The sequence below is a fragment of the Quyinboa ferrireducens genome (assembly GCF_042436675.1).
Taxonomy (GTDB): Bacteria; Bacteroidota; Bacteroidia; order Bacteroidales; family UBA5342; genus JBHJHP01.
Map to the genome: position 1 here is coordinate 249,171 of NZ_JBHMVA010000004.1, position 26,761 is coordinate 275,931.

At 38.8% G+C, this 26,761-nt stretch carries 18 protein-coding genes; 10 read left to right on the forward strand and 8 right to left on the reverse strand.

Annotated features, from left to right (window positions below):
* Positions 1-127: 127 nt before the first annotated feature.
* Positions 128-3,400 (forward strand): S41 family peptidase, encoded by a 3,273-nt coding sequence (locus ACE01N_RS09090; protein ID WP_380587433.1) that lies wholly within the window; start codon positions 128-130, stop codon positions 3,398-3,400.
* A 211-nt stretch (positions 3,401-3,611) separates the two neighbouring features.
* Positions 3,612-4,652 carry a serine hydrolase domain-containing protein gene (locus tag ACE01N_RS09095; protein ID WP_380587436.1) on the forward strand — a complete coding sequence of 347 codons (1,041 nt, stop codon included), beginning with the start codon at positions 3,612-3,614 and terminating at the stop codon, positions 4,650-4,652.
* Between the two features lie 577 nt (positions 4,653-5,229).
* Here the strand turns inward: ACE01N_RS09095 and ACE01N_RS09100 are convergent.
* The 6 genes from ACE01N_RS09100 to ACE01N_RS09125 all read right to left on the reverse strand — a co-directional run bounded on the left by ACE01N_RS09100 (position 5,230) and on the right by ACE01N_RS09125 (position 15,788).
* The gene (locus ACE01N_RS09100) at positions 5,230-5,883 is read right to left on the reverse strand and encodes an HAD family hydrolase (RefSeq protein ID WP_380587439.1); all 654 of its coding nucleotides are present in this window, start codon (positions 5,881-5,883) and stop codon (positions 5,230-5,232) included.
* A gap of 4 nt (positions 5,884-5,887) precedes the next feature.
* Positions 5,888-6,820 (reverse strand): diacylglycerol/lipid kinase family protein, encoded by a 933-nt coding sequence (locus ACE01N_RS09105; protein ID WP_380587442.1) that lies wholly within the window; start codon positions 6,818-6,820, stop codon positions 5,888-5,890.
* Between the two features lie 2 nt (positions 6,821-6,822).
* Positions 6,823-7,548, reverse strand: coding sequence for a lysophospholipid acyltransferase family protein (locus ACE01N_RS09110; protein WP_380587445.1), 726 nt, complete (start codon positions 7,546-7,548; stop codon positions 6,823-6,825).
* Between the two features lie 262 nt (positions 7,549-7,810).
* On the reverse strand, positions 7,811-12,304 hold the full coding sequence (locus ACE01N_RS09115; RefSeq protein ID WP_380587448.1) for a right-handed parallel beta-helix repeat-containing protein: 4,494 nt from the start codon (positions 12,302-12,304) through the stop codon (positions 7,811-7,813).
* Positions 12,305-12,757: 453 nt separating this feature from the next.
* Positions 12,758-14,773: a polysaccharide lyase family protein gene (locus ACE01N_RS09120; RefSeq protein WP_380587451.1), complete on the reverse strand. Its 2,016-nt coding sequence runs from the start codon at positions 14,771-14,773 to the stop codon at positions 12,758-12,760.
* A gap of 13 nt (positions 14,774-14,786) precedes the next feature.
* On the reverse strand, positions 14,787-15,788 hold the full coding sequence (locus ACE01N_RS09125; RefSeq protein WP_380587454.1) for a pectinesterase family protein: 1,002 nt from the start codon (positions 15,786-15,788) through the stop codon (positions 14,787-14,789).
* 180 nt (positions 15,789-15,968) lie between these two features.
* On the opposite strand from ACE01N_RS09125, the gene ACE01N_RS09130 reads away from it, so the two are divergent.
* On the forward strand, positions 15,969-16,415 hold the full coding sequence (locus ACE01N_RS09130) for a hypothetical protein (RefSeq protein WP_380587457.1): 447 nt from the start codon (positions 15,969-15,971) through the stop codon (positions 16,413-16,415).
* Here ACE01N_RS09130 and ACE01N_RS09135 read toward each other — a convergent pair.
* Entirely contained in the window at positions 16,408-17,454 is a 1,047-nt protein-coding gene (locus tag ACE01N_RS09135; RefSeq protein ID WP_380587460.1) for an agmatine deiminase family protein, read from the reverse strand. The two genes, ACE01N_RS09130 and ACE01N_RS09135, sit on opposite strands and share 8 nt — an antisense overlap.
* A 142-nt stretch (positions 17,455-17,596) precedes the next feature.
* Here ACE01N_RS09135 and ACE01N_RS09140 point away from each other — a divergent pair, with 142 nt between their 5' ends.
* Positions 17,597-18,529 (forward strand): ketopantoate reductase family protein, encoded by a 933-nt coding sequence (locus ACE01N_RS09140; protein WP_380587463.1) that lies wholly within the window; start codon positions 17,597-17,599, stop codon positions 18,527-18,529.
* Positions 18,530-18,678: 149 nt separating this feature from the next.
* On the opposite strand, the gene ACE01N_RS09145 is transcribed toward ACE01N_RS09140, so the two are convergent.
* Positions 18,679-19,335, reverse strand: a complete 657-nt coding sequence (locus ACE01N_RS09145; protein ID WP_380587466.1) for a DUF2202 domain-containing protein — start codon at positions 19,333-19,335, stop codon at positions 18,679-18,681.
* Between the two features lie 224 nt (positions 19,336-19,559).
* Here ACE01N_RS09145 and ACE01N_RS09150 point away from each other — a divergent pair, with 224 nt between their 5' ends.
* The 6 genes from ACE01N_RS09150 (at position 19,560) to ACE01N_RS09175 (ending at position 26,689) form a co-directional block, all read left to right on the forward strand.
* Positions 19,560-21,023 (forward strand): aminotransferase class V-fold PLP-dependent enzyme, encoded by a 1,464-nt coding sequence (locus ACE01N_RS09150; protein WP_380587469.1) that lies wholly within the window; start codon positions 19,560-19,562, stop codon positions 21,021-21,023.
* A gap of 104 nt (positions 21,024-21,127) precedes the next feature.
* Positions 21,128-22,792 (forward strand): thiol protease/hemagglutinin PrtT, encoded by a 1,665-nt coding sequence (locus ACE01N_RS09155; RefSeq protein ID WP_380587472.1) that lies wholly within the window; start codon positions 21,128-21,130, stop codon positions 22,790-22,792.
* A gap of 90 nt (positions 22,793-22,882) precedes the next feature.
* Complete coding sequence (locus tag ACE01N_RS09160; protein ID WP_380587475.1) at positions 22,883-24,124, forward strand: T9SS type A sorting domain-containing protein; 1,242 nt, start codon at positions 22,883-22,885, stop codon at positions 24,122-24,124.
* Positions 24,125-24,309: 185 nt separating this feature from the next.
* Positions 24,310-24,648, forward strand: a complete 339-nt coding sequence (gene rbfA, locus ACE01N_RS09165; protein WP_375729197.1) for a 30S ribosome-binding factor RbfA — start codon at positions 24,310-24,312, stop codon at positions 24,646-24,648.
* Between the two features lie 2 nt (positions 24,649-24,650).
* A complete protein-coding gene (locus ACE01N_RS09170) occupies positions 24,651-25,472 on the forward strand; it encodes a class I SAM-dependent methyltransferase (RefSeq protein ID WP_380587479.1) in 822 nt (273 codons plus the stop codon).
* Positions 25,472-26,689: an FtsX-like permease family protein gene (locus ACE01N_RS09175; RefSeq protein ID WP_380587482.1), complete on the forward strand. Its 1,218-nt coding sequence runs from the start codon at positions 25,472-25,474 to the stop codon at positions 26,687-26,689. The genes ACE01N_RS09170 and ACE01N_RS09175 overlap by 1 nt, the downstream gene beginning before the upstream one ends.
* Positions 26,690-26,761 lie beyond the last annotated feature (72 nt).

The window sequence follows — 26,761 nt, forward strand, 5'->3', positions numbered from 1 at the left end:
GGGGCAAGTCAGGTAATATGTTTACCCATATTTCAACAAATCATCATTTCCCTATGTTATATCATGTAACATTTACACATATTTCCCGTAATTTTAGAATGTAATCATCACTAACACATACATACAAATGAGAAAATTAATCACATTACTTTTTCTGCTTGCCGTTTATGGTATAGCAGACGCACAGATCAGTGCAAGTTTAATGCAGTATCCTGATGTATCTGATACTCAGGTTTGTTTTGTTTATGGCGATGACGTATGGGTTGCGCCAAAGGCGGGTGGTACGGCAACACGTTTAAGTTCGCCTGAAGGACCTGAACGGTATCCTAAATTTTCACCCGATGGCAGTATGATCGCTTATACAGCTAATTATCAGGGCAACAGCGACGTATATGTCATTCCGGTGAAAGGAGGTATTCCCGAACGTTTGACCTACCATGGCATGGGTGATGTTGTACTGGGCTGGACACCGGATGGGAAATCCGTATTATTTGCTTCATCGCGTGAAAGTGGAAGGCAGAGGTTTGCCCAGTTTTTTACCATTCCTGTTGCAGGTGGATCGCCGACAAAACTGCCCGTTCCTTATGGGTTTTATGCGTCGTTTTCACCCGATGGAAAGAAACTGGCCTTTACAGATATCTCAAGGGTGAACCGGAACTGGAAACGTTACCGTGGTGGCATGGCGCCTGATATCACCGTGTTCGATCTGACAACGTATGCATCAGAAAATATTACCAACAACGATGCCAACGATGAGTTGCCGATGTGGGTAGGAAACATCATTTATTACATGTCTGATGCCGGACCAAATGAAAAGAATAACATCTGGAAATATGATCTGACAACGAAGAAAAATACACAGTTAACCCATTTCAAGGATTACGATATTACCTTTCCGGGAAACAGCAAAACAGATATTGTGTTTGAGGCAGGAGGGAAGCTCTATCTCTACAATATGGCTTCAGAGAAATCGGAAGAACTTAACATCAATGTTGTTTCGGATCAAATCAGCTTGATTCCTCAACTGAAAAAGGCGGATAAATATATTCAGTCAGCTACTGTTTCACCCGATGGAAACAGGGTAGTGGTAATGGCAAGGGGAGAATTGTTTGATGTACCTGCTACCGAAGGCTTTGTTTCTGACCTGACTCAGACACCTGGTGTAGCTGAACGCAATCCAGCCTGGTCACCTGATGGAAACACGCTGGCTTACTGGAGCGATGCATCAGGAGAATACCAGTTGATGTTGCGTGACATGACGGGTAATAGTGAACCCAAAACGGTGACCAGTTTTGCAAATGGTTTCCGTTATGATATTTTCTGGTCGCCGGACAGTAAAAAACTGGCGTTTGTGGATCAGGCCATGAATATGTGTTACTATGATGTGGCCTCTGGAAAAGTAGTAAAATTCGATAAGGGTAAATATATGTACGAAGGTAATCTGCGCGGTTTCCGTGTTTCGTGGTCACCCGACAGCAAATGGATTACTTATTCACGGAGTGTTGATACCCGCTTACTAACGGCCATTTTTGTATACGACATCGAAAACAAAAAGGTATCGCAGCTTACATCCGGATATTATTCCGATGCAAGTCCTGTATTCAGTACTGATGGGAAATACTTATTCTTCAGTACCAACAGGTCTTTCGATCCGGTATATTCCGATCTGGATAATACATTTATCTATCCGAATTCTACTAAAATTGCCGTTGCTACGTTGACGACCGACGGTGAATCGTTGCTGGCTCCTAAAAACGATGTTGCCAAAGCCGATGAGAAAGATGCTAAAAAGGATGACAAAGCTGAAAAGCAGAAAAAAGATAAGAAAGGCGATAAGGAGGAAGAAAAGGAAGATAAGGTTGAGCCTGTAAAAATAGACATGGATGGATTTGAACAGCGTGCGGAAATGCTTGATATTAAACCGGGTAATTTGGGCCGGCTGGCAGCCGCAGAAGGAAAGTTGTTATTTGTTCGCTATCCGAATGCGGGATCAGCCGAAGGAGAAAAACCAGAGTTGAAATATTACGATATCAAGGAGAGGGAGGTAAAGACGATTGTTCCAATGGTGTCTCAGTATACGGTAACGGCAGATGGCAAAAAGATTCTTGTTATGCAGAATGGTAAAATGGCCGTGATCGGTGTGGGACCGGATCAGAAGATTGAAAAAACTGTTCCAACACAGGATATGGCCATGGAAGTTATACCTAAGGAGGAATGGAAGCAGATCTTCAACGATGTATGGCGCATTGAACGCGATTACTTCTACGATCCTAACATGCACGGTGTCGACTGGAATTACATGAAGACACATTATGGAAAGCTTGTGGATCAGGCCAATTCAAGAAATGATGTGAACATTATCATCGGCGATCTGATTGCAGAGCTGAATGCGTCGCATACGTACAATGGCGGTGGTGATATGGACAGGGCATCTCAGATTAATGTTGGCTATCTGGGGGCAGATATGAAAGTTGAAAACGGAGCATTCCGTATTCATAAAATTATTAAGGGTGCTCCCTGGGATATCGAAGTGCATTCGCCATTGGATGAGCCTGGAACAGGTGTTAAAGAAGGCGATTATATCCTGGCCGTTAACGGACAGAAAATGGATGTCACCAAGCCCATTTCGGCTGCATTTCAGGGACTGGCAGACGCAACTGTCCAGCTGACAGTTAACAATGAACCTAATATGAAAGAGGCGAAAAAAGTGGTGGTGAAACTAATGAATGATGAAACCCGCCTGCGCCATCTGGCCTGGATAGAAAGCAACCGCGAGAAAGTGGATAAGGCTACAAATGGCAAAATCGGGTATGTGTATGTGCGCAGTACCGGTGTTGACGGTCAGAATGAGTTGATCAGGCAGTATTATGGTCAAATCGCTAAAGAAGGATTTATTATTGACGAACGCTTTAACAGTGGTGGACAAATTCCGGATCGTTTTGTAGAGCTGCTGAACCGGAAACCTCTGGCATTCTTTGCCGTAAGAGATGGTAAGGACTGGCAATGGCCACCGGCTGCCAACTACGGACCTAAAGTAATGTTGATTAATGGCTTCAGTGGTTCAGGTGGTGATGCCTTTCCGGATTATTTCCGCAAAAGTGGCCTGGGTCCGCTTATCGGAACACGCACATGGGGTGGTTTAATTGGTATCAGTGGGGCACCAACCCTGATCGATAATGGTAGCATTACGGTACCGACATTCCGTATGTACGATCCGGATGGTAAATGGTTTAAAGAGGGCCATGGCGTTGATCCTGATATTAAAGTGCCGCAGGACTATCAGAAACTGGCAAAAGGTGACGATGAACAACTGGATGTTGCTATTAAGGAAGTCATGAAAGAACTGAACAGCCCGGACAGCTTTAAAATGCCTGAACGTCCGGCATACGAAAAACGATAAAGTTCTTTAAAATTAATGTCAGTTCGATATAAGAATATAATTGGGCTGTAACAGTTTATAGCTGTAAAAATCCCCCGTCATGACATTTCGGTCATGACGGGGGATTTCGAAACCTGCAATTCGTAGGTAACAGTCCTCCTTGCCTGAAAGGAGGTGTCCCGATTTTTCGGGACGGAGGATTTTTCACTATTGTGATCTGAATCTTTAACCAATGAAAAAGAAAAAAAGCATTCTTATTATCAGAATAGCACTGGCAGTTGGTACCATTGTCTCTATGTTTTTTGTTCCCTGGATTTTGGTAAGACTCCTTATAACACCAATACCTGACACAGTGCAGGAGCAAATGAATGATGCTGTTAATGAATACGGATTTGATGGTATGATTGTCTATGTGGATGAGGCAGGTAGGGAACCTGCCTTTTACGCTGCAGGATGGAAGGACCGGGAGAATAAGATTCCGGCCGATCCGCATGCCTTATTTAAGATTGCCAGCGTCGGTAAGTTATATGAGGCCGTTGCGATCACCAAACTGGTACGCAATGGTAGTTTGTCCCTTGATAGCACGCTTGCTTTTTATATGCCCGAACTGGTGGGAAGGATTGAAAATGCAGATAAGATAACTTTAAGAATGATGGTGGAGCATCGCAGTGGCATACCGAATTTCACAAACACTTCGAACTTTTGGATCGACCCACCCAAAAACAGCAAGGAAGCGCTTGAACGCGTATTTGATTTACCAGCTAGTTTTGAACCGGGTGAAGGTTATGAATATTCAAATACGAATTATTTGCTTATCTCTGAAATCATAGAAAGGGTATCCGGACTAAGTAACTTTCAGTACATCAGGGAGAAAATTCTTGATCGTCTTGGACTAACACATACATTTGGCTCAATTCATGATGTGAATATGGATGATGTGATGAGTGGCTATTATGTTGGCGTTAGCGAGGATATAAAGGCAGTTGATTATGGTTCAATGGTTGCAACAGCAGAAGATGTGGGTATATTTCTGAGGGCATTAAACGATGGCTCATTATTTGATGAAGGTGAACAGGACATCTATTCCTCTATATACAAATACGGACATACTGGTTTAATTCCGGGCTACCAAAGTATTGCAAAATACCATAAAGACATTGATGCTGTAGTCATTCAGTTTGTAAATACAACAAATTTTGATGGATACGAATGGTCCCTGGCAGAAATTGTCTACAGGCGTATTGTTAAAATTGTGAGAAAATCCCTGCCATAAAAAACCACATACGGTAAAAAAAATCAGCGCTTCCAGTAAAAGTTTTACCCGTCCTGTTTAAATTTTGGGGTTTCCGGAAAAGTGTATAAGGCATCCTGTTAGCTGCTTTTTGCTTCCTGCCGGAAAATTTTTGTTTCCTGTTCATCGTGGAAGAGCTGATTGTGTCACAGGATGGGACACAAGGCCGCAGGAAGGCTCATAATGCCGCAGGATACTGAATTTCATTTCGTTCCGTATTTTCCCTGCGAGCCATAGCCGTCATCACTTCATTTAGGATATTGATTAAATTACTTTAATCGTGCGTTGGCCGCTGAAAAGGGTGCGGATTAAAGCGGAGGAAATCTTGCTAATAAAATGATACGGGTAAGTTGTTGCGGTTCTTTGCAGCAAGCATTTTTGAATACTTTTGATGCGACAAAAGTATTAACTGGGTGAATTCCGATTGCAATGAGGAAGAGGGTGTTAAAACCCTTAAAATAGTTTGTAATAGTTAAATTCAGGTGTCGGATACTGAGCCAGTCGAAGTACGGTGTTAAACCTCGTTTTTTCAAAATATTCTTATATGATCAATGGCATTCTATTCAATCACCCTCCATTTATTATCTCGGGAAAGTTTTAATAAGCGGCTGTCAGGCTGAACACATACCGGATTCCCCACAACATTGAGGGCAAACCTGTCGGACCATGAGTCGCCGTAAAACCAAACGTCCGGTAATTCTACCTTGTACCGCTGGCAATATTCCCTGATCTGTTTTTCCTTTTCATCTTCTATACATACAGGGCCATTGGGCTTCCCCGTATAATGTCCGTTTTCAACTTCCGGATCAGAACAGATATAATCGTCGAATTTTAGATACTCAGCAATTGGTTTTACAATGAAGGTCAGTGCTGCTGAAAGCATGACAATTCTGCCTCCGCTTTTGCGGTGCGTCTGGATCTCTTCCATTATTTCAGGGCGAATAAAAGAAATAAGTTGTTCATCGACTACTTTGTCTGTAAATTCCTGCATAAACTTCGCTTCTGTGCCCTTTAGCCATTTTATCATAGACAGGGAGGAACGCCTGCTGCTTTTTATTTTTAGTTTGTGTAAGACGGAGAGCCAGTAGGCTTTCAATAAATCGCCACGCGACATTATCCCATTCCGGTAACATTCCTTAACCAGAATTCTGCCACTGTTTACAGTCAGAATGGTTTCATCAAGATCAAAGAAAGCGATATAATTTTTATGCATTCACCTAATTGTTTGAATCCGTGAAAAAATGGTTTCCATGAGGATTATAGATAATATTTACTTTCCCAGGCAAAATATCAATTTCAAAACGGGTATCGAAAAACAGTTCACCATCCAGATGATATGCTGATTTCTTATTAACCTCAATAACCATTTTATCGGTTGTATAACAGGTCACCTTTTTGTGATCCAAATGCCTTCCTTTGGGAACTTTCAATAGTATATTTAAACGTTCAGGGAGACTAACCTTTCCAACCATGCAAACATCTAATAACCCGTCGTTTGCAAGTGCTTTAGGGGTAATGAGATAACCTCCGGCAAATCTTCTGCCAATTGCAATGGTATTCATAAAACCAAGTGTTTCATGCATTTCACCATTGGTTGACGTTTTAAAGATCCGTTCTTTATAAAACAGCAGATTTTTTAAAATGTGCCATACGTAAAGGTTTTTACTTCTTTCTTTGACCTGATCCGGAGTGATATAATTTTCAGAGGCAACCTGAGCATCAAATCCAAGTCCCATGCCATTAAAGAACATATTTCCGTTACAACGGCCCACATCCATTTTTTTTGTATTTGCTTCGAAGAAAATATCCCAGTCATTTTCCGTAAAATTCTCGTTTTGACCAATAATCTGAGCAAAATCGTTACCCGTTCCGGCCGGTATCAATCCTATAATAACGTCTGGAAAATTAGTTACTGCACTTCCAACTTCATTAAAAGTTCCGTCACCTCCAACTGCCACAATTATATTAAAGCCTTTTTCAGCAAGTTCTTTAACCAATTTTTTTGCATGGTTTTTCCTTTCTGTTCTGACCAGTTTTGCTTCAATATTTCTTTTTTTCAGCTGGGCCATTAGGTCCTTTTCGACTTCGAGAGAATGTCCGTTTCCGGCCACAGGATTTATAATAAATGCCCATTGATTAGAAATTTCCACAGTTATGCAGTTTTATACGTTGGTAATACTGATTCAATGCGCGACTGAACCAGGTTAGTTATTTCAGTGTCGCTTAATTCTTTTAATTCAGAATAAAGCAGAGGTTTGTGAATTTTAACGGTTAACCTTACTCTGTATCTGAAATAAAAACGGTTTTTGGGTTTGAATTCAAAAAAACCGATAAGGCTAACGGGTAATATGTCCCTTTCACTGGCTTTTAGAACATGCAAAAAACCTTTTCTGAATTTATTGAGTTCTCCGGTGATGGTTCGTGTTCCTTCGGGGAAAATTGCCACGGTGTGATCATGCGTATGACTAATCAACTTACCAACCATTTCTTTGGTATTCCTCAAATCGGTTGTTCTCATGGGAACATAATTTATTCCACGCAACAGAGTTCCGAAAACCGGTATTTTCACAAGATATTCTTTCCCAAACCAGGCCACTCCAGGGAACACTGACATAATTCCCATAATGTCGAACATGCTTGTGTGGTTGGCCATTAATATATACTTTTTCCCTTTTTCAAAGTTTTCCATGCCCTCTGCATGAAGTCGTTTCCCGATGATCAGAAACGATCCTCTTGCCCATAAATGAATAACCGTATTCATGGCCTTATCCATTTTCAGACCATGAAAAAGCAGGCTTAACAAAACACTAACTGCAGTCAGCGTATGTAATACTGCATATGCCAGTACGGTGTATAAATAATGCGGGACAATCTTCATTTAATACACAAAATTTAAACCCTGCAATTTAATATTTTATTTCAATTTAATGTATTTGTTACGTTCAGGGCTTTATTTATGCCCTAAAAAGTGGCATGGTAAACTTCTGATCGGTATTGCGGTTGCTATTAGCTTTTCGATAATACTATTTGGTATCAGCTCGGCTCTTATCATTCGACAAGGTTTCTGATCTTAATAATAAAAAAAACAGCCACACAAATTGTATGACTGTTTTACTTAAAATCAAGATTATTGGAAAGTTTTACCTGTTTAGAATCATTTTTTGTACTGCACTGAACCGGCCAATATTAATCCTGTATAAATATATTCCATCCTGTAGGGTTTCTGCACTGAATGGAACTGTATAGGATCCAGCATCTTGTCTGCTGCTAACCAGTTGTTTAATCAATCTTCCGTTGATATCATAAACTTCCAGTTTTACATAATCTGATACCGGCAGGTCATACTTAATATAAGTTGTATTCCTGAACGGATCAGGATAGTTGTGATACAACATGTAATTTGAAGGAGTTCCTGAATTTACATCATCAAGTCCAACATTCAATTCAACATGCAGTGTAAACGTCTGGGTATCGCTTCCACCATTTCCGTCAGTTACCTCTACTACCACAGTATGGTCTCCTACATCACCTGATGAAGGTGTTCCGGAAATCAGACCAGAAGCATCTACGCCAAGGAATGCAGGCGCTGCAGTCAGGCTATACGACAATTCGTCACCATTATTATCTGTTGCTGTAACCTGATACTCGTAAAGGTGCTGTACTATGGAATTCATAACCGGTTCTGAAGTTATTTCAGGCGCGTAGTTAAGCCCGTAAGTAAATTCATCGGCGCCAATATCCGGTGTTGTCTCATCACGTATTTCACCATCTATATCTGTAGTGACATCTGCCAATGGTATACCTGCACCATCTATGCCCTGGGCTCTGATATGCAAATCAGTGCCGGATATAAACTGCGGATCAATTGATATTGAATTTGCGTCTTTGCTGCTTGCAGACTGGAGATCTGTAAGTGTTGCTTTATTTGCACCCCAATAAGCAACAACAGATCCATTGGAATAAATATCGTTATAATCACTTGTATTTACTGATGCTGCGGTATAAACATAATATGCAAACCCACTATTGCTATTAACAAGTATGTTATTAACGATGTTATTATTACCACCAGAGTAAATATAAAATGCAGTGGAATTTGTATTGCCATCTGTTAAGTTAATACTGTTATTATAGAAATTCTGATTGCTGCTGCTATAAATATAGGTGCTATAATTGTTACCCGAAGTAATAAAATTATTAGCGATGAGTCCGGGGTTGGATTCCAGATTATTACCTCCCGTACAGTTGTAGACATTCAGACCATAGTTTGATGAATAGATCTTATTATTCAGGACTTTGGTTCCACCATGACAGGTATGCATGTAAATACCGTTCCCTGACGGTGCATTTACCATGTTATCCATTATAGATATGCTATCTTCATACTGTACCTGAAGGGCATAGTTACGCTGATTGGTTAATTCATTATTTGAAATAACAGCATTCATACTACGTATATTTCCATTTACTCCCGAGCTGTAAACCCCAAAAGCTCCTCCATTAAAACTGTTGCCTGAAATCAGTCGGGAGTTATATAAAGAAGTTTGTGCGGATAACAAAGCGGCATTGGCACTCGAATTTTGAGAACCGTTAAGTTTACAATCTTCCAGTTTAAAATGGTTTACACCACCGGTAAGGGCTATGTTCCTGCTATATTGCGAGGTATTTGTGTTCCCCGAAAAGCCCAGGTTACGTAAATGAATGAAGTCCGCACCGTGCAAGTGTAAAATATAATTTTGACTGGCGTCTTCGGCATAAATATACAGGGTTACATTATCGCGGTTTTCTGATTCTGACTCGAAAACAACGGGGGCGTCTTTACTTGTTCCGGGAACGGTGTATATAGTCTGCTGGAAGCTATAATTCCCGTTACGGAAATCCAAAAATACAGAATCAGAAACCCCTTTAATGAGAAGATCTGCTACAGCATCAGCCATTGAAGCATAATCAGGGCCGCTTCCTCCGATGGTATAATGTCCGGCAAGAGGCGTTGTATTGGCGGCATCGGGAGTAAATTCATCGGCGCCAATATCGGGAGTTGATCCATCGCGGTTTTCCCCGTCATAATCCTGGGCGACCTCGCTCAGGTGAGTCCCTTTCCCATCCAGCCATGGAGTCATGGTATGCAGGTCGCTGTTTGAAGTATAATGAGGGAACACTGATATTGAATGAGCATCTTTGGTGCTTAGTGCCTGGAAATCGGGCAGATCGTAAACGCCATCATTTCCCCATTCCACAAGGTAATTGCCATTGCTGAAGTAGTTATTATAATCCAGTTCTCCGACAGATGCCGAAGTCTGTATCCGGGCTGCAACGCCATATCCCATATGTACAAAACTATTGTTTACAATGTTGTTATTTCCACCACTATAAATATAGAAGCCAACAGTCCCGCTGTTACCGGAAGTCATATTAATGCTGTTGTTGTAATAATTCTGGTAGTTGCTGGCATACATATAGGTTCCGTAATTGTTATTTGCACAGAACATATTATTGGCGATTAATCCCGGACCGGTCTCTAAATCATTACCGCCGGTACAACTGTATATATTTAACGCATAATCCCTGGAATAAACCGTGTTTTTCAGGACCTTGATTTCGCCATGACATGTATGGAGATAAATGCCGTTTCCTGATGGATCATTAACCACGTTGTCAGTAATTAAAACATCATTTTCGTACTGTACCTGGATGGCATAATTTCTCTGGTCGCTGAACTCATTGTCTGAAATCACAGCATTCATACTATGAATATTTCCATTAACTCCAGAGCTGTAAACCCCAAAGGCTCCTGCGTTGAAACTGTTACCTGAGATGAGCCTGGAGTTATACAAAGAAGTTTGTGCGGATAACAATGCTGCATTGGCACCAGAGTTCTGAGAACCGGCCAGTTTACAGTCTTCCAGTTTAAAATTATTCACACCACCGGTCAGGGCAATGTTTCTGCTGTAAGCCGAATTATCGGTATTTCCTGAAAAACCCAGATTACGGAAATGGATATTATCGGCTCCATGCAAATGTACCATATAATTGTCACCGGTACCTGTAGCATAAAAGTACAGGGTTACATTATCACGGTTCCCTGTTTCGGATTGAAATACAACGGGAATATCCGTAGTTGTACCCGGAATGGTATAGATGGTTTGCTGAACGTTGTAATTTCCATTTCTGAAATCCAAAAATACAGAATCAGAAACCCCTTTAATGAGAAGATCTGCTATCGCATCAGCCATTGACGCATAGTCAGGGCTGCTTCCTCCGATAGTATAATGCCCGGCAAGAGGCGTTGTATTGGCAGCATCAGGTGTAAACTCATCAGCACCAATATCGGGAGTTGATCCATCGCGGTTTTCCCCGTCATAATCCTGGGCGACCTCGCTCAGGTGAGTCCCTTTCCCATCCAGCCATGGAGTCATGGTATGCAGGTCGCTGTTTGAAGTATAATGAGGGAACACTGATATTGAATGAGCATCTTTGGTGCTTAGTGCCTGGAAATCGGGCAGATCGTAAACGCCATCATTTCCCCATTCCACAAGGTAATTGCCATTGCTGAAGTAGTTATTATAATCCAGTTCTCCGACAGATGCCGAAGTCTGTATCCGGGCTGCAACGCCATATCCCATATGTACAAAACTATTGTTTACAATGTTGTTATTTCCACCACTATAAATATAGAAGCCAACAGTCCCGCTGTTACCGGAAGTCATATTAATGCTGTTGTTGTAATAATTCTGGTAGTTACTGGCATATATATAGGTTCCGTAGTTATTGCTGGTATAGATCATATTATTGGCGATCAGTCCCGGACCTGTAACTAAATTGCTCCCTCCGGTACAGCTATAAATATTAAGGCCGTAATCATAACAACTGATTTTATTATTCAAAATCTGCATTTCTCCCTGTGAGGTGTGCAGATAAAAACCATTTCCAGCACTGACTTCATTTCCGGTCAGATGAATTCCATTTTGATACTGCGTATATACAGCATAGTATCCTAAGCTGTTAAATACCGTATTCTGTATGACATTTGATCCGCTCAAATTGCTGCCGTTAACGCCCTGAAGATATACACCAATTGATCCTTCGTTAAATGTACAGTTATCAACAGTCAGATTTTCTATCAATGTATTATTACCTGTAACCAAATATTGATTGGCAGAAGTAGTAGCTGATTCATATCCATTTAATACTGAATTACTAAGTGTAATATGATGGGATCCATTAAATATTTCAACGATACGTGCATAAGTAGTTCCTAATGCAGATAGTGTCAGTGTATTAAAAGTAATATATGATGCTCCATCCAACCTGACGACATAATTATCTCCGCTACCACTGGCATTATGCAGTAATATTACATCGTTAGCATTATCAGTTTGGGCATGAAAAGTTATTGTATTGGATGCACTTGCTCCGCTAATGGCAGGAATAACAATCTGTTCACTGTAATTTCCTGATAAAACATCAAAGGTTACAGCACCGTTTACGCCACTGGTGGTAAGGGCGGTTACTGCATCATTAAAGTTAGCATAATCTCCACCCGATCCAATAGTATATGTGCCGGCAAGTTGAGCAGATGAGTTACCCGTATATAGAAAAATAAAGAATATAAAAAGTAATGGTATGCGATTCATGACTTATCCTCCTGTTTTTTAAAGTTTTAAGGAATTTATTATTGATTAATTTGTTTCTGTGTATGGGAAATTGGTATCAATTTAGTCGCTATTCGACCAGACGTGATCCTGCCTGGCGCCTTATCTTATTGGTTATCATAAAGTTATAAATAATACATTTAAATATTAGGTTATGTATACTGTAAGCATTACAGTTCTGAGAAATTTGATTTGTTTTATATAAAATCAAAAAAACAAATCATTTGGGGCCCTGGTTGAGTAAAATGGGATCTTTTTTGCCTTTCAAATATATGACATTTTTTAGTGATTATAACAATTTTTAGATATGAAATAAAATATCTAAAATATTGAATATGAATAATTTAATAAAGAAAAATTTCCTTATTCTTAAGCGGAGGTAAGCTTTAAATGCAGGTTTTGTCAGGGTAAGGTGAAGTGTTAAAATCAGTGGTGTTACTTCATAACGAAAAGCTTTGTAGTATAAATGTTATGACTGGTAGAAATTTTACAGATATATGTTCCGGAACTGAGACTACCTGTTGTCCAGGAGAAATTAGTTTCTCCCTGAGGAATGGTTCCATCAAAAACGGTATCAATCAGTTTGCCCTGTAGATTCAAAATATCAACTTTAACCGTTTCTGATTCTGAAGCATAATATGAGATGGTTACTGATTCCTTTAATGGATTCGGATAACAATTTAATTTTGTTGAAGGAGTAATTTTCGTTGTACTATTACCTGTAATGAGATTTCCTGTTTCAAGTTTTATACAGTCATACATTACACCGCCACGGTTTCCGACATTGTTCATCCTGAGCCGGATGGTATTGGCGCCCGCATGCAGGTTCGATGCAGAAAACGAAACAGATTTTACCGTGTGTTTTCCCCCGAGCACCGCACTACGGTAAATACTGCCATCATTACTAAAGGACCAGGAGTCTTTTTTGGAACCATTAACGTAAACATCAACTTCAGGACTGTTTGCTGCTCCGGCAATGGAGGCAGTCAGGTAGGCTGTTCCGCCATAGGTTCGATCCAAATTAAACTTTATATCCCAGTTGCCCTCTTTTGTTTGTGCATAATACCAGTTTTTATCCGGTGTACTTGAGCCAATAGTATATGTCAGATTTGCTGGTGGCAGTTCATATAAGCCATATTGACGGATGGTGTCGCTGTATTTATAACCATCAGATAAACGATCGTTTTCACCAATTACCCAAAGCAGATTTTCTCGTTTTTCTGTTTCCCATTCCAGTTCTCCCAGGTTTACAACTGAACCTGACAGTCTGACTTTCCATAAATAATATTCATCTGTTACATCGCCTGATGTAGCATATGCATAAACCGAATATTCTCCTGGACGTACATTCTTAATGCTGAAATTTCCATAGGCATCTGTTTTATCCCAAAACATATATTCCTTGCCCTGTTCATAAATGTCTGAACCGGGTTGAGCCAAAACAACCTGAATACCCTTTTCTGATACTCCCCAGGGTACTTTTATACGTCCGTTTACGGTGCATCGATCCAGGGGATAAAGGTCGTTTTCCAACCAGTTGAACGGCCATTGTGCTTTCTGTACGGCTACCTGGGCTTTGGCATCATTTACCATGGACTCATGTGATTCTCCTGAATTTACATAAATAAAAAAGGGGCCATAAATTTTATTATTGTCTGTTTCGTAAGTTTGTGCTGAGGCCCCAAAGTGTTCGCCCTGCAGCATTTGTAATACAAGCGGTGTTTTGGTTGTAGTATGCACTGTAAGCTCCTGTTTCATAGGGCCACCATTCATATATTCATTACTTACCGGTATGGCCCACAATCCGTATGCATCAGACATGATGCCATGTACGCTGTCGCGAACAATGTAATTTGCCCAGTTGTATTTGGTATATATTGATCCATCCGGAAGGGGATAAGTAGCATCCATTATGGCGTTGGCATCAACAGCTTTCATCACATCAACAGATGGCAGGTAGCCCTGCATTGAGTCATCCACATACCCATAATCGAACTGGTTAGGATCCACACGATAAACAACGCGCATTTCGCGTAATCTGGTAGATGTTGTTGTCCCTTTTACAATGACATAGGAGTACAATCCATTCACCCCTGATCTGAGGATGAATCCCTGTTCCACTTTTATATTTCCCGTTGTATTGGAATAAACAACTTCAGCATAATCATCCGTTTGTTTCTGAATGCGGATGGCATTCGGATTCAGTTCATAATAATCATTCTGGTCGTTGTAACTGAAATAAAATTTCCCTCCATTCGAAACGTATTCATGTCCGTTTAACTTCATGCTGCTAACTTGTCCCTTGCTATTTATTGAAAGGGAAATTGTTTCGTTTGACATGGATGCTGTCCGGCTGCCTGAGTCAATAGTGACGCTAACACTGCTGTGAACAGACAGAACAGATAACTGAAAAAGAAAAATAATAATTGAAAAGTAACGGTATAAAAGCATTATTGTAAACGTTTTAATTTTTTAATGTTGATTTGCATAGCCATGAAAGATCATCCGGCTCATTCTCCATGTCAGAATTAAAAATCTTTTTAATGGTATATTTTTTAGCTTCTTTATTTGATAATTGATGACTCCATGAGACTCTTTCGCTTGCGTTTGCACCTGATCCGGAATTATTATATTCGGCATAATAGGTAGTTGTCAGATTTTCCTTATTGGACCATTGTTTCCATCCTGCTGAGGCAATATGATGGCCCAGATCACAGTTCATAAATACTACTTTTGCATATGGCCGCCAGGGTCTGCCAAGATATGCGCTTTTGACATTTGGTTCAGCCGTTATTTTACAGTTCATAAACACATAACCATATATTCTCCCTTGGGGAGTACTTGCTGCAGTGATATATGAGTTTGATAAATTATGGATGGTGCATGCGTTAAAAACGGCGGTTGCAGCTCCGAAAATGAAATCTGTAGTCCCTTCAATATAACACGAATCATAATACTGTTTGCTGTTTTGACCGGCTGCATATAACGTATCCTGGTTCCCTTTTATTTTACAGTTTTTAAACGTGCAACGGTTGCCTTCTACATGTAAGGCCACAGCCTGCCCAACCTGACCGGCAGAATTTATAATCGTCAGATTTTCCGCATAAAAATCATCCGCTTCTACAAGCAGGGTGTATGTCATAAACGTACTGTTTCTTCCACGATCAATTTTTCTGAAGAAGTCATCGTATGTAATAATAGTATGTTCGGCACTTTCGCCTATCAACGATAGCTTATTATTCCATGAGGGCACCCTGACTTTTTCGTTATATATGCCGTTCTTAATAAAAATGGTTATGCGCTGAGGAGGAAATGCTTTCGTGGCGTCAATCGCTTCCTGTATTGTTGAAAAGTCACCGGATCCGTCCTGCGCGACAACCATTTCATACTTATCAGCAGCAGCAGTTTTAGCACTTATTAAAATTAATACGGTAAGTAATGCAAATAACGTATTTCTTCTGAACATGGCATATTAGTTAGCAAACGCGAAGATAAGCCTAAGATGAGGATATTCAAAAATGCCACCATAATTTATAATCAGTTTTAGGAATAATTAAAAGAATGATCGAACTATTTTTATATCTTTATTGTCTGTTTGAAACGATTACAATTACTAAAAACTAATATTAACTTAAAAAATTGACTGATGAAAAAAATCTTATTTGCAGTCATTGCTGTGTTTTCATTTGCTGTGTTAAATGCTCAGACTTCTAAAAAAGAAACAATTGCAAAACTTTTTACCGGTGTTATGGTTATGTCAGATGCAAATCTGGATGATCAGTTACCTATTCAGAGTGTAAATGAACTGGCTGCCGAAAAAGCAGATAAAACGGCCGAAGTCACAAAGGAAACTCTACCGGACCTTCTTAAAGAGGCTGCAGGATATTCAGCAGTATTTATGACTGTTGGCAATCATACGATTGTAAAAATAACTGATTTGAAAGATTGTCAGGCCTCAGGTGCATGGGGAACCTGTATGCCAAAAGGTGAGGGATACGTTCAAAAGGGTGAACTGCAACCTAAGGAAGGTTATATCAATTTTATTATTGGTGTTCCTGATGGCCAGGTGAGGAAGATATTTATGTTCAAATAGAGAATTTTACCTCTGCAGGATATTGCATGGAAATGCAGTGCAGTGAACCGTGTTGGCGTATTAAAGGGGAACAGTCAACAGGTATAATTGTATGTCCGGGAAAGGCTTTTTGTAAAGCTTTCCCGGCTTCAGTATCTGTGGGTAGGTTGTATACCGGCATCACAACGGCATCATTAATTATCAGAAAGTTAGCATATGTAGCGGGTAGCCTGTGTCCATCGTCTTTATCATAGACTGCCTGTGCCATTGGAAGTGCAATCAAATTATAAGGATTCCCGTTTTCCTGAACAAAAGTTTTTAGTTGTGCTTCCATCTGATTAAGTGCCTGAAAATGCACATCGTTTTCATCGTTGCATTTTACATATGCTATGGTATCCTGAGAGCAAAATCGTGCCAGCGTATCAATGTGACTGTCGGTATCGTCCCCGTTTAAATAGCCATGATCCAACCATAAAATGCGCTCTGCACCAAGGGAATTTTTGAGATAATGTTCGATTTCTGTTTTGCTGTATACGGGATTTCTCGTTGCAGACAGCAAACATTCCGACGTGGTCAGAACAGTGCCCTGGCCGTCTGATTCTATGCTGCCACCTTCCAGAATAAAATCGTTATGATCTTCGTATCTGCAATCTGAAAATGTATTTTGGACCAACAAATTTTGGTTAATTTTATTATCTTCGTTAGCATCAAACTTATTCCCCCAGCCGTTGAATCCAAAATCCAGTAAAACAGGTTTTTCGTCTTCCAGAACCGTAATGAATGCATGATCGCGGGCCCAGGTATCATTTATTTCCGCCTGTACCAAGATCAATTGGTGTGGATCACAATGAGAAAGGAGCGGGGCTGTTTGTTTTGGGTCACGGCAGACCACCAAAAGGCGTTGCCGGTCACTGATGATTTTTGCAATATTTTGATAACACGAGATTACTTCGTCAAGTATGTAATTCCAATCTGTTTTTGCATCAGGCCATGTCAGTTGAATGGCGCTTTGCGAATGCCATTCTGCCGGAAGTATGCGGTTTGACGAATTGCTTTTCATGCTGACAAAAATAGAGATAAACACAATACATTTGCCATTGTTATTTAATAAATGTAAAGAATGTTTAAGGATTGATTTTTATCACTTATTCGAAAAAAGCTTATTGCTTATATTTGTATTCTTTCAAAATAAAATAATAGCAATGAAAATTTGTGTAATTGGAACCGGTGGAGTAGGCGGTTATTTTGGCGGACGAATGGCTCAAGCCGGATATGATGTGACTTTTGTTGCTCGTGGAGAACATTTGAAAGTGATCCAGGAAAAAGGGCTGGATGTGAAAAGTGTAAATGGTGATTTTTTGATTCACCCGGCAAAAGCTACTAATGAGCCCGATATAACCTTCGATCTGGTAATTCTGGCCGTGAAAGTCTGGCAAATTGAAGCACTGGAACCAATGATAAAAAAAATCACAACAGAAGATTCCATACTGTTACCTATTGAAAACGGCATTGATGCGCCTGCTATTTTACAAAAGTGGGTGAGTCCCGGTCAGGTTTTGGGTGGTCTTTGCAGAATATTCAGCTGGATTGATTCTCCCGGAGTGATCAGACACGATGCCTATGACCCTTCTATTACGTTTGGGGAACTGGATAACAGGGTAACATATCGCGTTAAGGAAATCGCAACCATTTTTGAAAAGAGTAATATAAAATACCATATAGCAGAGGATATTGAGCTTGAGATGTGGCGTAAGTTTCTGTTTATTACTTCAACCAGCGCTATAGGAGCTTTAACCCGTGTTCCGTTCGGTGTATTTATGAAACTTCCGGAAACCAGACAGTTATTGACTGATATCGTGAGTGAAATGATTGATGTAGGGCTGGCAAAAGGAGTGAACGTTACAAAAGGTATGATATCGGAAGTCTTGACTTTTTCCGACAAAATGCCTGCTGACGCTACCACTTCCTTACAACGTGATATTATGGACGGCAAACCTTCGGAACTGGAAGGCCAGATAGGAACGGTGGTTCGGCTTGCAAATGAACTTAAAGTAAAGACAGATCATTGCAGATTAGTCTATACTGCCTTACTGGCTCAGGAAAAAGTGGCCCGTGGTGAATTTTATATGAGCTAGTAGGTGTAAAGACGCCACTCATGTCGTCTGATTTTATATAACAACAAAGAAAATGGCAACCGGGAGGCTGCCATTTTTTAAAACTGAATGATAATACCAATTTTAAAACTAATAATAGTAATGTAAGAATGTTTTTGCAATTGGTATATTTAATCCCCATATATAATTGAGCTGTATCTTTCTGCTTCAAGAACCTGAGGCTCATATACAATGCCCCAACGGTTTAGGTTCCTGACAAATGCCCTCAGATGGTTTTCAGAACCTTTTAATAAATTGGAATATACCGTAATTATTGGGTCCTTATCTGTTAGAGCCAGTTCTTCTTCCAGATCCGCTATATCCACTTCTTCAATTAGGGCACCGACTTTTAAAGCCTCAACTTCTGAAATATTTCCCTTAACAATCAGTGAGTCATATAAAGCCTGTAATTCTTCGTTTACGAAAACACCTACAGGATTATCGCCAGCGATATCTTCAATGCCATAATAATCCAGCAATGTTAGTACAGCTTCAGTATGGCGTTGTTCGCTGTACGAAATGTTATTAAATACTCTGAATCCCCATTTTTCGTACAGAGTTACATATACATCATGTGCCAGTTTTTCTTCTTCACGCATAAAAAGTAAATTGCTAACCTCACTACTATCTGCTGCAACAACCGCTGTATCTGTAACCAACGAATCAAGATATGATTCGAGTTCGTAACTTTTGTAATCCTCCATATCCCAGTCTTCCGGTATTTCAGCTCTTGTACATCCAAAAGCTACAAACACCATTAAAACCTGAAACAAAGCTACCTTATTCATAATTATATCAATTTTAGTGAAACATCTTTGACTCATAACCGAACTTAAACAGGTTTACCCTACCTGAAAAATTTAAAAATATAGATAATTATATATGAAAGTTCTGATATAACGTTTAAACTCTTACATAAATCATTAAAAATTAGAAAATAAGCAGGTATCTTAGCGCCTGAACATAACAGGAATAATCTGTAAGTTAAGAAGGTAATAATTTCCTTTAGAATATGGAATTGGAAAAGCATTTTGAAATTTTCAGAGAAAATATAATTGGTCACAATGCTGACTTTGAAACTCCCTTTGGTAAAAAGAAGGTTATTTATGCCGACTGGGTAGCCAGTGGAAGATTATATAAGCCTATAGAAGAAAAATTGTGTCATGACTTTGGACCATTTGTGGCCAATACGCATTCCGAAACCAGTGAAACGGGGATTTTAATGACCAAGGCATACAAGCTATCACATCAGATGATTAAAAAATATGTAAATGCCAACGAAAACGATGTCATTATTACTGCCGGTTTTGGCATGACAGCAGTCATCAATAAATTTCAACGCATACTTGGGCTAAAATACTGCTCGCTGAATAATGGGAAAAAATGCATCAGGGAGCGGGAGCGGCCTGTGGTGTTTATTACCCATATGGAACACCATTCCAACCATACCTCCTGGTACGAGACCAATGCTGATGTTGTAATTATTGAACCGGATGAAAATCTTTTGGTAAGTACCGAAAACCTGAGAAAAAAGCTGGAAGAATATAAGGATCGTGAATTTAAAATCGGATCATTTACGGCATGTTCAAATGTCACGGGAATACGCACGCCTTATTATGAAATGGCATCCATCATGCACGAATACGGTGGTGTTTGTTTCATCGATTTTGCGGCATCTGCGCCATATGATCCCATAGATATGCATCCGGTTGATCTTATGAAGAAGCTGGATGCCATTATGTTCTCACCACATAAATTTTTAGGAGGTCCGGGCTCGTCAGGGGTGTTGATTTTTGATAAATCCATGTATAAAAATGAGGTTCCTGATAATCCGGGTGGAGGAACAGTGGACTGGACCAATCCCTGGGGAAAATATAAGTATGTGGATGATATTGAAGCCCGGGAGGACGGAGGTACACCGGGATTTCTGCAATCTATAAGAACGGCGTTGTGTTTTGAACTGAAGGAGATGATGGATCCCCATAAAATTATGAAAAGGGAAGAGGAGTTGCTGCAAAAGGCATTTGCCGGACTGGATAGGATAAAAGGTGTTCATATTCTCGCCAACAATGAACGTAAAAGATTAGGAATAATTTCGTTTTTTATGGAGAATATCCATTATAATCTTGTAGTTAAACTTCTTAATGATTTGTATGGCATTCAGGTTCGTGGTGGTTGTGCCTGTGCGGGTACCTATGGGCATCTGCTTCTGGAGGTTTCGCATGAGCGCTCTGATTTAATTACACAGAAGATCAACCAGGGAGACCTCACAGAAAAACCCGGTTGGATTCGATGGTCACTCCATCCGACCATGAAAACAGAAGAAGTTGATCTGTTTATTGAAGCTGTTCAGTATATTTCGGATCATGTGATGGAACTGGAAAAAGACTACACATATGTACCCCGGAAAAATGCATATTATCACAAAAATGAACCAGACTCTGATAAAAAAGTTGAAGAGTGGTTCAGATTCTGATTTGTTTGATATTAATATCTAAGGGATTGGGGTTGTTTCTCGGTACCACTAATAATCTGAATAACTTTTCGTAAATTGCTATAAGAAAATATTATCTGTGAGACATGAAACGGATATCTTTAGTGATTTCGGGATTGATATTTGTTTTCTCCGCTTTTTCAGCGAAGGTGGAGTGGGAATTGGCTTCAAAAATAGCTGTAAAATACCTTTCAGGTTTAGGAAATGAAAACATCCGATTCAAAGATATCACTGAAATCTCAAATGAAAATTATCCGACACAGTATATTATTAATCTGGCTCCTGAAGGTTGGGTTATCATTGCGGCTGATGACAGAATAAAACCTGTTTTGGCATATTCAAATGAAGGAAGCTTTATATTGGATAGTATAATTTCACCAGATGTTAAAAGCTGGATAAATGGATATAGTGTTCAGATTTCTTCTGTAGTAGAAGACAACATTAAAAGCAAGAACTCTGAATGGGACAAGTTACAACATGACGGATATGTAGCGTTAAAATCCAGACAAAGCTCAGTTGCTCCTATTCTGGACATTGCATGGGATCAGGTAGCTGGATGGAATAATTTATGTCCCGAAGATGAAGATGGTCCAGGTGGACATGTCAGGGTAGGTTGTGTTGCAGTTGCCATGGCTCAGGCTATGTATAATGTAAAGTTCGAAGCTCCATTAGCTGGTGCTCACCGTTATGTACACGATACTTATGGTGCAATCAACATAATTTTTGAAACTAAAGATCCCTTTGATTGGGCTGCAATGGCTAAAACAAAGCCGAATAAGGAAAATCAACGCTTGCTGTATTATTGTGCTGTAGCAATAAGTACTGATTTTGGTCCAAAAGGATCAGCATCACTGCCATTTAAAATTATTGGTGCAATGAAAGAATACTTTGGATATTCAAGTGACTTAAAATATTATGAACGCTACGAATTTGTTGATAATGACTGGAAAAATCTCATAAAGTCAGAACTGGATAAAAGTAATGTGCTTGTTTATTCAGGAATAGACGAAATCGGACATAGTTTCAATATTGATGGATATGATATTAATGACTATTTTCATATTAACTGGGGATGGAGTGGAAAATATAACGGATATTATTCAATAGATAATTTAAATCCGGGAGGCTTTAAATTTGATAATAATCAAAGCGTCATAGTAGGTATTGCCGATACTTATTATGGACCGACCGATATTACGTTATCCTCTAAAGAGGTTTATGAAAAAATACCGGCTGGGAGTTTTGTTTGTAAGGTTATTGTTAAAGATAATTCAGCAATTGACACATTTACATATAAGCTTGATGGCGGTCCCGATTTTCCATCTGGAGTAAAAGAAGCCCCCTTTTATATAGAAAATGACAGCTTGAAAACGAAATATATATTTGATGCATCAATTAAAAATGAATATGTACTTAATATTCATGTAAAGGATCAGCAGGGTTACGATTATACTAAAGCGTTTATTATTAATATTGTAACTGCAAATTCAATATCGGTAGGCGAACAAATGGTTAATTCATACGGATTTACTGTTTATTACAATAAAAAATTAAATGGTCTAATTCTCAAATCCATATTAAATAAAAAAGTAGATTTTGAACTAATTGATTTGAATGGTAAAAAGGTGATAGATAGGCAAATAACAGAAATGTTCTCCGTTATAAATGTGAATCATTTGAGAAAAGGAATATACCTTATACATTTATCATCTGATGATAATTCTGAGTACAAAAAAATATTGTTGAATTAGAAAGTTGTTTGTATTCAGCATTATATGGTACTATTTAGGCCATAACTTCTAGGAAAGTTTTAAATGGTCATAGTAATAATGATATTAAAAATGATAAGAAGAGGAAAAATAATTACCTTAATTGGTTTTATTATTTCTGCAGCAGTAATTTCATTTGGACAAAGAACACCTTATCCAATCAAGATTTCCGGCTCCCAAAGACTTGACAGTATATATGTTCAGATATTGGATACAGTAAACGGATTCTGGAATATTTATCAGAAAAAAGAATTCACTTATGAAATGGATAGTGGAATAATTTATCAAATAGGATCTATATGGAATAATTATAATAAAAAATGGGTACCTGATATTAAGATTGTATACATACAGGATGAAAATGGGAGTTTAATACATAAAGTTGAATATAAACGCTGGGTAATTGCCAAAAAATGGTTGGAAAGCCAGAAGATGGATTATGTTTACGAGAGTAATAATAAACTGACAGAATTGGTAATATATAAGTGGTTGAATAATAATATTTTAGGTGAATGGCGTTTGTATGGTAAAAAAGATTATTCCTATGAAAATACACAACTTGTAACAGAAAATGAAAATATTTGGGATTCCACTGATAGCACCTGGCAGCCTATGCAGAAAACAGAATATTCTTTCAATCCAGAAGGTAATTTAACAAATGAGAAAAGGTTTAGATGGAATATAGATTTAAATGAATGGAATAAACTACCGCATGAAGAGTACTTATATAATTCTTCGGGAAATGCTATTCTTTACAGACGAGGTACTGGAGTATTTTCAGTAGAAGGAGATTTTTCTTATGATATAAACGGCAATTTATTGGAATATTCGGAATGGTCTAAAAGCAATGAGATAGATTGGCGCTTATTACGTCTAATAAATTATACCTATGATACAATGTTTTCAATAAATAAATTATTATTGCCGCCAAGATATGTGGAACTGGATGAAATGAATACACACCTTTGCTTTACAAATAAATTGACTGAAAGATTATTTTTAGACTATTCATTTTACGGTTATTCAACTAAAGAAACATATTATTATTCGGAACAAAGTGGCACACCTCTCCAAAATACTGTAAATGTAGAATACCGGCTTTATCCAAATCCCGTCAGAGACTTTGTTGAAATTGATATTAAAAGTAATGATAATGTAACGTTTGAATTATATGATTTGCAGGGGCAATGTTTACTTATTGAAGACATATGTTGTTCTAAAAAAGTCTATCTGAAAAATCTTTCGCCTGGATTATATATTTATAATCTTAACGTAAATGGCATAAGGAGATCCGGGAAATTGATGAAAGAATAATCAATTCATAAACCACCAAACATAGTAACTTAAACTATCATCTTTTTCTTTTTCATACAGGGGATATAAGATATTCGATGGAATTTTTCTGTTTTATATTTATTTAAATCCATATAGTTTGGTTTTATCATCTAATAATTACCGTTTAATGCTTATTTTTACTTTTTTTGCATAAATTTTCAGATATGGAATCAACACGGCAGGAAAAGATTGCAAAACTTTTGCAGAAGGATTTGGGAGAGATATTTCAGAGAGAGGCGCAGCTGCATGCACCGGGAAAACTCATTACGGTTACAGTTGTAAGGGTATCGCCGGATTTAGGCATTGCTAAGGTTTATCTCAGTGTATTTCCTTCATCAGGTGCCGCTTCAGTTGTTGAAACAATCAACATCCATAAGGGGCATTACAGAAATCTTCTGGCTAAAAAAGTTAGACACCAGTTAAGAGTTATTCCTGACCTCCAGTTTTACATGGACGATTCAGAAGATTATGTAAGAAATATTGATTCACTGTTAAACGAATAACAATGCAATACGATCCTATTAAACGTTCTTTGGGAAATGTGTTTAATAAAACTCCCTTTTTAAGAAAACTCTTTTACCGTTTACTCGATATTCTTTTATTGCGCACCTGGCATGTAAAAAAGGAACTGCGTCTGTGGAAAAAAAACTATCCAGACAAAGCCATGTTACTGGATGCCGGATCAGGTTTTGGCCAGTATACCTACTATCTTTCCGGGGTGAACCCAAAATGGAATGTGCTGGGTGTAGATGTAAAACAGGAACAGATAGATGACTGTAACCACTTCTTTGAACAGATCAACCGTTCGGACAGGGTGAAATTTGAATATGCCGACCTGACTAAATTCAGCAAACCTGAAACATTTGATTTTATTCTTTCTGTAGATGTGATGGAGCATATTCTGGAGGATGTTGAAGTGTTTAAGAACTTTAATGCATCGCTTAAAAAAGGTGGAATGCTGCTGATAAGCACACCTTCGGATCAGGGCGGAAGTGACACCCATCATGATCACGAGCACGATGAGGTGACTGGTTTTATCGATGAACATGTTAGGGATGGATACGGTATTAAGGAGATTGAGGATAAATTAATAACTGCAGGGTTCACAAAAGTTGATGCCCGCTATAGTTATGGAAAACCAGGCTCGCTATCCTGGAAAATTTCCATGAAATATCCCATCCAACTGCTGAATGTAAGTAAAATATTCTTTATTGTTATTCCGTTCTACTATCTCATTTTATATCCGTTTGCACTTATACTGAACTATTTTGACGTTAAGAATAACCATAAAACAGGAACAGGGCTGATTGTTAAAGCCTGGAAATAATGCGACTGGCCCTCCAAATAGCACGCCGGTATTTATTTGCAAAAAAATCACATACCGTTATCAATGTCATTTCGATGATATCGGTGGCGGGTGTAACTATCGGAACCATGGCATTAATTGTGGTTCTTTCTGTTTTTAATGGGTTTGAAGACCTGATCGGTAAATCTTACAGTGCGTTTAATCCGGATCTTAAAATTCTGCCTGCTTCAGGAAAAGTTTTCAATTATACTGCGCATATTGATTCAGTGCTGGGTAACTCAGGTGCAGAATGGTGGTCTAAGGTTATAGAAGATCAGGCATTCGTGTCATATGACGATAAGCAAAGTCCGGTAATAATAAAAGGTGTAGATCAAAATTTTGTGCGTGTATCTGGCCTTGATACTATGTTGGTTGAAGGCAGATTTACGCTGTGGAACGAAGAGAAACCAACGGCTGTTGTAGGCTATGGGCTGGCAAGAACGTTACGGATCGGACTGAAATTTATTGCACCTATCGTGATTCATGCTCCGAAGCGTGAAAAGCAGGTTTCAATGATTAATCCTGAGAGTAACTTTATCAGCGATTATCTTTATCCAAGTGGATTATTTGTTGTATATCAGCCCGAATATGATATGAATTATATCATACTACCAATTGAAGAAGCGCAAAAACTATTCGACTATACAGATCAGGTTACCCAAGTGGAATTAAAGGTACCGGACAGTAAAGATTTAAAAGACGTACAGTCATACCTGGAAAAGCATTTGGGTTCTGACTTTAAAGTTTTAAACCGTTTTCAGCAACAGGAAGAATTCTATAATATGATGAACATTGAAAAGTGGATCACATATTTAATTCTGATGTTTGTACTTTTTATAGCCACATTTAATCTCATAAGTTCACTATCCATGTTAATGATGGATAAGAAAGATGACATTGATACGCTTAGGAATCTGGGAGCCAATAGTAAATTAATTCGAATGATCTTTGTTTTTGAAGGTTGGATTATTTCTCTTGTTGGCACTATTCTTGGTTTAATTCTGGGAGGAATTTTCGTTCGGTTGCAAATGGTCTACGGATTATTAAAGTTAAGCGGAGGAGGTAATTTTATTATTGAGTATTATCCGGTTAATGTACTTGCAACAGATTTCGTTATTGTCTCTGTTTCTGTTATTGCCCTCGGTTTCCTTGCTTCCTGGTACCCTGTTAGAAGAATTACTTCAAAAATTTTAGGGTGAAATTGATTAATGGCAGGATGAACAATTAATCTAATCATCCTACAAGGAATCTTATAAACGAAAAACTTCCAA